At 32.7% G+C, this 9,216-nt stretch carries 8 protein-coding genes; 5 read left to right on the forward strand and 3 right to left on the reverse strand.

Features of this window, described 5'->3' with window-relative positions; genetic code table 11:
• Positions 1 to 150: 150 nt before the first annotated feature.
• Together CBD51_007440 and CBD51_007445 are read right to left on the reverse strand one after the other, a co-directional pair.
• The gene (locus tag CBD51_007440) at positions 151 to 945 is read right to left on the reverse strand and encodes a hypothetical protein (GenBank protein RPG57518.1); all 795 of its coding nucleotides are present in this window, start codon (positions 943 to 945) and stop codon (positions 151 to 153) included.
• 6 nt (positions 946 to 951) lie between these two features.
• Complete coding sequence (locus CBD51_007445; GenBank protein RPG57519.1) at positions 952 to 2,046, reverse strand: Nif3-like dinuclear metal center hexameric protein; 1,095 nt, start codon at positions 2,044 to 2,046, stop codon at positions 952 to 954.
• 11 nt (positions 2,047 to 2,057) lie between these two features.
• Here CBD51_007445 and lpxK point away from each other — a divergent pair, with 11 nt between their 5' ends.
• The 3 genes from lpxK to CBD51_007460 all read left to right on the forward strand — a co-directional run bounded on the left by lpxK (position 2,058) and on the right by CBD51_007460 (position 6,980).
• Complete coding sequence (gene lpxK / locus CBD51_007450) at positions 2,058 to 3,089, forward strand: tetraacyldisaccharide 4'-kinase (protein ID RPG57520.1); 1,032 nt, start codon at positions 2,058 to 2,060, stop codon at positions 3,087 to 3,089.
• The gene (locus CBD51_007455) at positions 3,089 to 4,981 is read left to right on the forward strand and encodes a hypothetical protein (GenBank protein ID RPG57521.1); all 1,893 of its coding nucleotides are present in this window, start codon (positions 3,089 to 3,091) and stop codon (positions 4,979 to 4,981) included. The genes lpxK and CBD51_007455 overlap by 1 nt, the downstream gene beginning before the upstream one ends.
• Before the next feature lie 1,417 nt (positions 4,982 to 6,398).
• A complete protein-coding gene (locus CBD51_007460; GenBank protein RPG57522.1) occupies positions 6,399 to 6,980 on the forward strand; it encodes a hypothetical protein in 582 nt (193 codons plus the stop codon).
• A gap of 362 nt (positions 6,981 to 7,342) precedes the next feature.
• Here CBD51_007460 and CBD51_007465 read toward each other — a convergent pair whose 3' ends face one another.
• A complete protein-coding gene (locus tag CBD51_007465; protein RPG57523.1) occupies positions 7,343 to 7,552 on the reverse strand; it encodes a DUF2892 domain-containing protein in 210 nt (69 codons plus the stop codon).
• A gap of 560 nt (positions 7,553 to 8,112) precedes the next feature.
• On the opposite strand from CBD51_007465, the gene CBD51_007470 reads away from it, so the two are divergent.
• Complete coding sequence (locus tag CBD51_007470) at positions 8,113 to 8,706, forward strand: tRNA-(ms[2]io[6]A)-hydroxylase (protein ID RPG57524.1); 594 nt, start codon at positions 8,113 to 8,115, stop codon at positions 8,704 to 8,706.
• Between the two features lie 182 nt (positions 8,707 to 8,888).
• The coding region (locus CBD51_007475) for a hypothetical protein (protein ID RPG57525.1) at positions 8,889 to 9,216 on the forward strand (328 nt) is incomplete at its 3' end.

A 9,216-nucleotide genomic window follows, 5' to 3' on the forward strand; every position in this document is an offset into this window, starting at 1 on the left:
TGTTGAACTTAAGGCACCTTTCACTCCCTCTGGAGATGTTAAAAAAGACATTGAAATGATGAAGAAGTATTACAGAACAATAGTCGGGAAGTATCCTGAGTTGGGGGTCCATTGATCACGATCTTTCACTTTAGTATTTTAAATAAGCGATTATTTTTTAGTTATCTTTTTCTTGGTAATTGCTCGTTTTGTTCTTCTTTTGATTACTACTTCAGGCTCTATAACTTCGATGACATCGGCTAAGATTCGACCACAGTGTTCACAAATTATAATCTTTTTCTTTTCCCTAACTTCCGCTTGCTTCTGGGCAGGAACAATATTAAAACANCCACCGCANGCATCTCGATGAACTGGTACAACAGCGAGTCCATTGCGCATGTTTTTTCTCGTNCGNTCATAAGAAACTAGGAGTCGTGGATCTACTTTTTTAGCCAATGANTCTCTTGACTTTAGGTATTTTTTTTCGTCTTCCTCTGATTCAGTNCTAATGATTGAAAGNTCATTTTTCTTAGCAATAAGATCTTTNTCTCTCTCTTCTAGGCGATGCTTGGTTTCATCTATCTCNGAATTTTTCAATTCAATTTTTCCATACGCCTCCTTGATTTTTTTTTCAAGAATTTGAATTTCAAGGTGCTGTAGTTCCATCTCTTTGCTAATAGCATCGTATTCTCTATTGTTACGAACATTCATCTGTTGTTCTTCATATTTTTTTATGAACCTTTCTGCATCTTTGATGGCTACTTTATGATTTTCAATCAGATTTTCTATATCATTCAAGTCTTGATTTTGATTTTCAACCCTTGTTTGATAACCTGTAATTTCATCTTCTAGATCCATTACCTCTTCGGGAAGTGCACCTCTGATTTTGATTAATTCATCTAGAGCGATGTCAATTTTTTGTAATTTAGTTAATGCCTCTAATTTTTTAGCTACCGAATGTTCCATGCANAATTAAAAATAATTAATTGGGTTTGTGTTTACCTCAGATAAATGAAATGCAATATTAGTGAATTTTTCATTTAAAAAATCACATACCAATTGCTTTGTGAATACTTCGCTTTCATAATGTCCAATATCTACAATTGTTNNCCGACCATCGGCTTCAAAAAAATCATGATATTTAAAGTCAGCGCTAATGAAAATATCAGCTCCCAATGCGCAAGCATCATTGAGTAAAAAGCTTCCTGATCCTCCGCAAACGGCAATTTTATTTACATTATCACTTACTAGTTTCGTATGGCGGATATATATTAGGCCCATTGTTGATTTTAAATGATCTAGAAATTCTTTAATGGGCATAGGATTTGCCAATAGACCAATCAAACCGGATCCTAAATTACTTTGATTATTTTCNAGTGAAGACAAAAAATAGGCTACTTCCTCATACGGATGAGCGGATTTAAGAGCGGATAATATGGCATCTTTTTTGTGACTTGGTAAAATCACTTCAACTCTACTTTCCTCCACAGATTCAAGCCGATTTAAGCTACCTAGAGTTGGATTTGATCCCTCTGTAGGCTTAAATGAACCTTCTCCTGTGACATTAAAACTGCATTCTTTATAATTTCCAAGAAGACCTGCTCCGGCTTCATGCAGTGCAGTTTGTATTTTTGATTTGTGTTCAATAGGTACAAACGTGACTAGTTTATTTAGAGTATGCTGCATAGGGCGAAGGACTTGCCGATGCGTTAATTTGAGTCTATTTGCAATCATTCCATTAACTCCGTGCAAGAGATTATCCAAATTTGTGTGAATGGCATATATGGCCAAATCATTTTTTATTGCTTTAATTAAACATTTATTAACCCAATGATTTCCACTTAGTTTTTTTATTCCTTTGAATATGATGGGATGATGAGATATAATCATGTTACATTCATGTGCTAATGCTTCTTCAATGACTAATTCTGTTAGGTCTAGGGATATCATACAACCCTTTATNAGCATTTCCTCATCACCNACAATTAGGCCCGAGTTGTCATAAGATTCTTGAAAAGGCAGAGGAGCCCATTCTTGTAAGCATTTCGTAATATCTTTGACTTTCATTTGAGAATTTTATGACTTGGTGGCAATTTGTTTTATTTCCTATCGCGTTAATATACGANCTTATCACAAGATTTCGAAATCATTTATATAACATTAAATATAAAGATTCAATAAAATTTGAAGTAAATGTTATTAGTGTTGGAAATCTTGAGGTAGGAGGAACTGGAAAGTCACCTTTGATTGATTTTTTGATTCAATATTTTCTAAGTAAAAATAAGGAAATTGCTACATTGAGTAGGGGTTATGGTAGAAAAACACGTGGATTTAGGTTAGGGAAGTCTTCTGATACAGCTGCGACTTTGGGTGATGAGCCAATGATCTATCAAAAAAAATATGAAAAAAAAATTTCAGTAGCTGTAGCAGAATCCCGTGCTATTGGTATTCCTTGTCTCTTGAATTACAATAATAATATTGATGTGATTTTACTTGATGATGCTTATCAACACCGATCAGTCGAGCCTAGTTTGTCTATTCTACTTTCAACTTATAAACGTCCTTTTTATGATGATTTTTTGATGCCAACGGGACGTTTGAGAGAAGCTCGAAGGGGTATAACTCGAGCTGATATTATCTGCTTCACAAAAGCTCCTATAGATATTAGCAATCAAGAGCAAGACCAAATGATCGCTAAAACACGAAGGTACCATTCGAACGCACCCATCTTTTTTACCTCGGTAGGTTATTCACCTCTTACATCTTTTGGAATTGAAGATGCTAAACAAAAAGTCATAGGTTTGGCAGGAATAGCAGACAATCAGGCATTCAAATCACATTTAGAATTAAATTTCGACATAATTGAGTTTTATGAATTTGCCGATCATCATGATTATAAGACAAATGAAATCGACAAAATTGTTGAGATTTTGGTTTACCATGATGCCATGCTCGTGACAACTGAAAAAGATTTTGTTAAACTGCAAAATTTTAAAAATTTAATAGAAAAAAGTTGTTTTTATTTGCCCATTAAAATTAAATTCATTGGTAAGCAACCAGCATTTTTAAAATTAGTCGAAGACACCTTCAAAAATCACTCAAAGAATTAATGTCAAGAATTGTAGTTAAGAAGTTTATTTTAGTCTTTGCCTTTCTTGTATGGTTGCCTATTATAAGTTTTTCACAAATTTTAGATGATTCTACTATTTTGGTTTATGGCCCCTCAACTTTGAATGTAATTTTAGAGAAAAATTTAAAATCCAATGATAATAGATTAGTTTTTATTGATACTCTAATTAGAAATTTAGACCGATTTACTTCCTATGATAGGTCAAATTATAGACTTCAAAACTTGGGTAATATAGGTACGGCGTTATTTCCGGTGTTTTATGATTTTCCCAACGCCATAGGTGCACATGCGGGTTTTCACGCTTTTGATCCTTTGACAACTCGGTCCTCAGAGGTTAAATATTATGATACTAAGTCTCCGTTTATGAAATTAGATGTTGTATTTGGAGGGAAAAATAGATCCTTGGCCAATTTTAGTTTTACGCAGAATATTCAGCCTGATTGGAATTTTGGATTTGAGTACTACAGAAGTACAGCTGACAAACAAATAGGAACTGAAACGATTAATGATAGAAATGTAATTAATACAGTTTTGAGTTTACATTCTAGTTTTAAACATCCCGATAGGCCTTATCAAGTCTTATTTAATTTGATATCTTTCAATAATGACGTGGATGAAACGGGAGGTTTGTATTTTGATGAGCTAGATTTTTCGATAGATAAAGAGGATAAATTTCAATATGAAAATAATTCTATTTTCCTAGAAAATGCAAAAGTAAAGGATTCCAGATTGACTTTTCATCTGTACCAGCAATATGATTTATTTAAAAACTTTCAATTATATCATCAATTTGATCAAGGGAATCAAGTTAATCTATTCAGCGATTTTAATGAGAATAATGTAGGAGGAGGAGATTATCAGGATTACTATGATCAGTTTTTAATTGATGCGGACAGTACTTATCAGAAGTCAACTTTTCGTACTCTTTCTAATGAAATAGGTTTGATTGGAAAATTGTCCTCTATCTTTTATCGTTTTTATGTCAAAAACAGAATGGTTAACCATGAAGCATTATATTTCAATCCCATGTCAAGAAAAGTAGAAAATTACTTGGGAGGTAGGGTTGATTTTAGATGGAAAGAGATTTTCGAAATACAAGGATCAGCAGAACTCATGCAAACGGGTGAATATAATTTTAAGAGTTCATTGAAGAGTGAATTAATCAATTTAGAATACAGAAGTATGCTTTACCAACCATCCTCACTGAAGCAACGATTTTTCGGTAATCATTATGATTGGGATAATGATTTCGATAATACATTTTCCAATCAAATTAACGGATCTCTTACTTTGCGTTGGTGGCACTTTCAATTCATTCCTAAAATATCTTTAACTACCTACAGTAAATATGTTTATTTTGATGAAGATAAGATGCCAAATGTAGCTCCTGATGCCAATTTGATTAGTCAGGTAGGGGGTGAAATTAATCTTTTTCTTGCTACCAATAAAAATCGTAATTATGGTTTTCATTTTAAAAATGAGGTAATCTTTACTGAAGTTTCAGGTAGCCAAAGTGATGTATTTAGAATACCTATTACTTTCTTAAATATGAGGGCTTATTGGCAAGGAAGCTGGTTCAACCATTCAATTCCAGTACAAATTGGGATTGATGTTCACCACAAATCAGCTTATTATGCTAATGCCTATGATCCAGTAACCCAACAGTTTTATTTACAAAATGATGAGAAAATTTTTGAAGGTTACAGTTATCCAGCTAATCTTTTTTGGAATATGCGAATAGAGAAAGTTTTTCTCTTTATTAAATTGACCCATATGAGTCAACCCAATAATGGTGGATATTTCGTTACGCCAAAATATCCTGGACAGCAGAGGGCATTAGATTTTGGTTTTAAATGGTTATTTTTTGATTAATCGCACATATAAATAATAGCTCTTTACAGTAACTATAGACTGTTTTTTACTTTTCAAAGCATTGGTAGAAAGAATTCGCATACACGCTAATTTGTGTCAAATAGACTCAATTTTTTCTAATTCTTTGGTACTATAATATGTCACTTTTTTCCCTCTTTTCTCTAGTACCTTTCCTCATAGATCTAGTCCTTGAAGGTAATGATACTAATCGTCATTTTTCAAAAAAGATCAACTTGTAGCCTTGTTAACTGTCGTTAATTGAGAGGAGTTTGGGGCTTATTTTGAGGTGTTAGAGAGGAGGTATTTCATGAGTGTTGAGGTGAGGGTGATCCTTGATTTTTATTAAGGGCATAAAGGATATCCTTTGTTTTAGTTCGATAATATTTTTTGGTTTAGACTGTTGAATGATTTGTGTATTTAACTATTATGATTTAGTTCTTCAAGATTTTTTTTATTTTGACGCTAAAATTTTTAACAACCTAAATAATCAATAAAATGAAAACTAAATTAATTTTTACAATTAATGTTTTAATACATCTGGTGATAGGTGGATTTTTGTGGGTACAGGCATTTATAATTGAAAAAGTAGGTAGCCTTGCCGATCAACTTGAAAAAAAACCAGGGCAAGAGCTAACCGATGGAATTTATTTGGTTCTTGCAAATAGTTGATACTGTTGGAGCATTCAATATTGGAATTGGGTTAATGCTTTTAACTATAAGAAATATTGTTGATTTAAATCTGTAAGAAAAGTACTTAGAGGCATACGCTTCTTGTATCATCTGCACTTGTGCTTTCTGCATTGTATAATCAGTTTTTTTGGGTTTTGGACCTCCATTACCTGTTTTTATTCTTCTTATTATCTATTGGCCTTGTAGCATATGGCTCAAGAAAAGGTACTATTTAAATAATAGCATATTCTATTCACTAATAGTTAAGACCCACGGACTTCACACTCAGGATCATCAATGTCGCAGCTCCCTCTTGCTTCATCCAGCTTTTGCTTGTTAAGAGGATAACTCACCATAACCTTGTTGAGGAAAACAATGCCGTAATTAGCGTTTCTTGGAACGATAAGGATTCAGATCCATTTGAATTGAAGATGAGAAACAGCTAAACATTTAAGAATGCGTTGAATGGATTTCCAAGAGGCAAGAGGGCACATAGCCTTAATACGTAAATCATTCACTTAATTCAATTTTATCTCTTACTATTTACTTTTAGTATCGCCGCATAGTCAATATCTCAAAATTTTATTGTAATACTCAGCACGAATATCTAATTTACTAACATAATTTATTGTCAACCTAAAAAATTAAATCAATGAAAAAGAAATATTTATTTCTACTCCTATCCTTAAGTTTTACAATTTGCACGTTTGCTCAGAACAGTGTAAGAGTATATAATTTGGATGTAAAAATGGGTCATAACTCAGATATATCCAGAAATTTTGCAGATTACTGGGATGTTGAATATAAAACTGGAGGTATGATACTCCAGTCCGTCAGCTTCTTGAAAGGTGTAACACATAGAGTGATAGCATCAGGTGATCCTTCAAATTGGGGAACAAAAATTGAAAAATCTCAGGCAGAGTGGCAGGCTCACTTAAGTAAGCAGCGTCTGCATTTAAATGACGCTGAAGGATCTATGGTTATGACAAATTTGAGATGGAGAAGAGAAGGTGATTGGGAGAAAAGTAAAGCCTCTAAATACTGGGAAATAATTCCTAAAGATCCAGAAAAATTTGTGAAGGCTTATGATAAATTTATGAAAGCCATAAGTGATATTTTGGACTGGAGGGTAACGTCGCTAGCCTCTATTGATATGGGTGGACTTGGAGGTACCCATAGTACCTCCCTTAAGGGTGCAGATATGAATGACCTAATTCTTATTGAAAGAGAAATTCAAAAAACTAAAGCGTTTCAAGATTTTTTGGAGGAACGTGGTGAAGTGGAAATTATAGAAAGCTATTTTGGTTATTACGTTCATCGTTTTAGATAGATAATATTCCAGATTGAAACTCAGAACAGGCTCTCTTGACCATAAGGGAGCTTCTTTTTTTTCCATCGGAAATTTCTCTCCTTGGGTTCTTGCCATGTCTTGTTAGCGATGATCTTCTTCATATTCCTGTAGAAATACCATCTTGATCATAATTTATTAGGCCAATATCCTTTGTTTCGTATTCGCATATACATCTTTTACTCAGCCCGACTTCCCTTATCAAAGGGATATTACTCTTCATAAAAAGTAATAGGCAGAACAGCAAAGGGAGCATATACAACTACATCTTCTAGGTATATTATGGAATCCGAATATAGTAACCACAGTTCCCTTACGATATTGTTCAAGATTAGCATATTACCTCATTTTACTTTGCAAGTATTTACTCCAAAAATTCTGTAGATAACACAATTACCACTAATTGAGTTATATAATGCAATCCCCCCGATAATACTTAAGGAAAGGGTATACAAATTAGATTCGATTATGAAGTAAGCGGGTATTAAAAGACATGCTATTATCAATCTCACCACTCTTTCAGCACCGTTTTGATTAACAACAAATATTTTCATAATAATATATTTAATACGGATTAACAATTTTTAAAAGGATACTGGAGAAAAACAGATTTATCCTCATAAATTTTTATAAGGACATTAAGTTAGTATAAATGTTGGTAATGAGGTATTAAACGTAAAGTTTAATTATAACTTTCTTCTCTGGTTTGTTTAACCCCCTCCTAGGTCGCAAAAAGTCCAAACTCGAAGATATTATTTTTTATTTATTTTCAAAAATCTAACTTTCTCAAACATTATACTCGGGTGCATAACTGAAGCTGCTCTATAGTTCATGTGGTACTCTAAGATTTTTTTATCTTCAGAACTTAAATTTTCTCAACTAAACAATATAAATACATATATATTACAATAGAGAATTATTTGACAATTAAATAATAGATCAAAAATCTTCTACCTTTTCTCTAATTATGTATAAAATTGGTAGAAATATTAGTTATTATTTATTGTGTTGAAGTTAATATCTTCTACTAAGCATCGTAATTTTAGTCTAAAGGGATATTATTTTTGTTATAATATCTTCATTTAGTATTTGAATATAGGTTTTTGATTAATTGATGGAAAAAACTACATTACGCCTAGAGTTACCTTCAGATCCAAGATGGGTTAATATTGCCGAAAAAAATATCCAAAATATTTTGGTAGATCATGCTTTTTGCGAACAAAAAGCAGCCTCTTCCTGTATTTCGCTGATTATTCAATATCCTGAAAAAACTACTTTGGTAGACCGATTAACTCCTGTAGTTACAGAAGAATGGTCGCATTTTGAGCGGGTTATTGCCCTTTTACGTAAACGAGGATATGAGTTGGGATACCCGAGAAAAGATGAATATGTTTCTGAATTGATGAATGTGCTGAAAAAAGGAGGAAGTAGGGATCAGCAATTGGTTGAAAAATTACTAATGAATGCATTGATTGAGGCACGAAGTGCAGAACGGTTTAAGCTTTTATCTCAATACTTAACAGATCCAGAATTAAAGATTTTCTATCATGAATTAATGATCTCTGAGGCGGGTCATTATAGAAATTTTATTGAATTGGCCAAGGTATATTGGGATCCTGAAAAAGTAGAAATTAGATGGAAAGAGTTTTTAAGTGAAGAGGCATTGATTATGAAAAATTTAGAGATTCGCTCCGATCGATTTCATTAAGTGAATTTCTCTGAATACTAATTCAATGACGATAAAAAAGGCTTTGTAATTTAGCTAAAATTAATTCTATCAATTTTAGCTAATTATTTCATGAATTTAAATATTATCAAACTAATAGCATTTAAGTAGATAATAAGTTCTATTGCATACTAAGACTATTAGTCATGTAATTCGATCAAATAATGAATGTGAGAGCAGTTTTTGTTGTTGATCATAATCTAGTATTAATTTGTAATCCATTTAAAAGAGAATTTGTCTTGATGAAATATATTTATCTACTCTTTTTCCTTTTGTGTTCTATTGTAGGCATTTCACAGACGGTCACTGGCGTCTCTTCGACAGCCGCAAATGGATCATATAAACAAGGGGATGTTATCCCTATCACAGTAGAATTTAGTGAAGTAGTCAATGTTACGGGCACTCCACAGATTAATTTAAAAACTTCGGATAATGGAACTAACGTAGGAAATGCAGGAGTCTCAATTTGGACGGGTAGTACAAAGATTTTTA

Source organism: Flavobacteriales bacterium TMED191, assembly GCA_002171975.2.
GTDB lineage: Bacteria > Bacteroidota > Bacteroidia > Flavobacteriales > TMED113.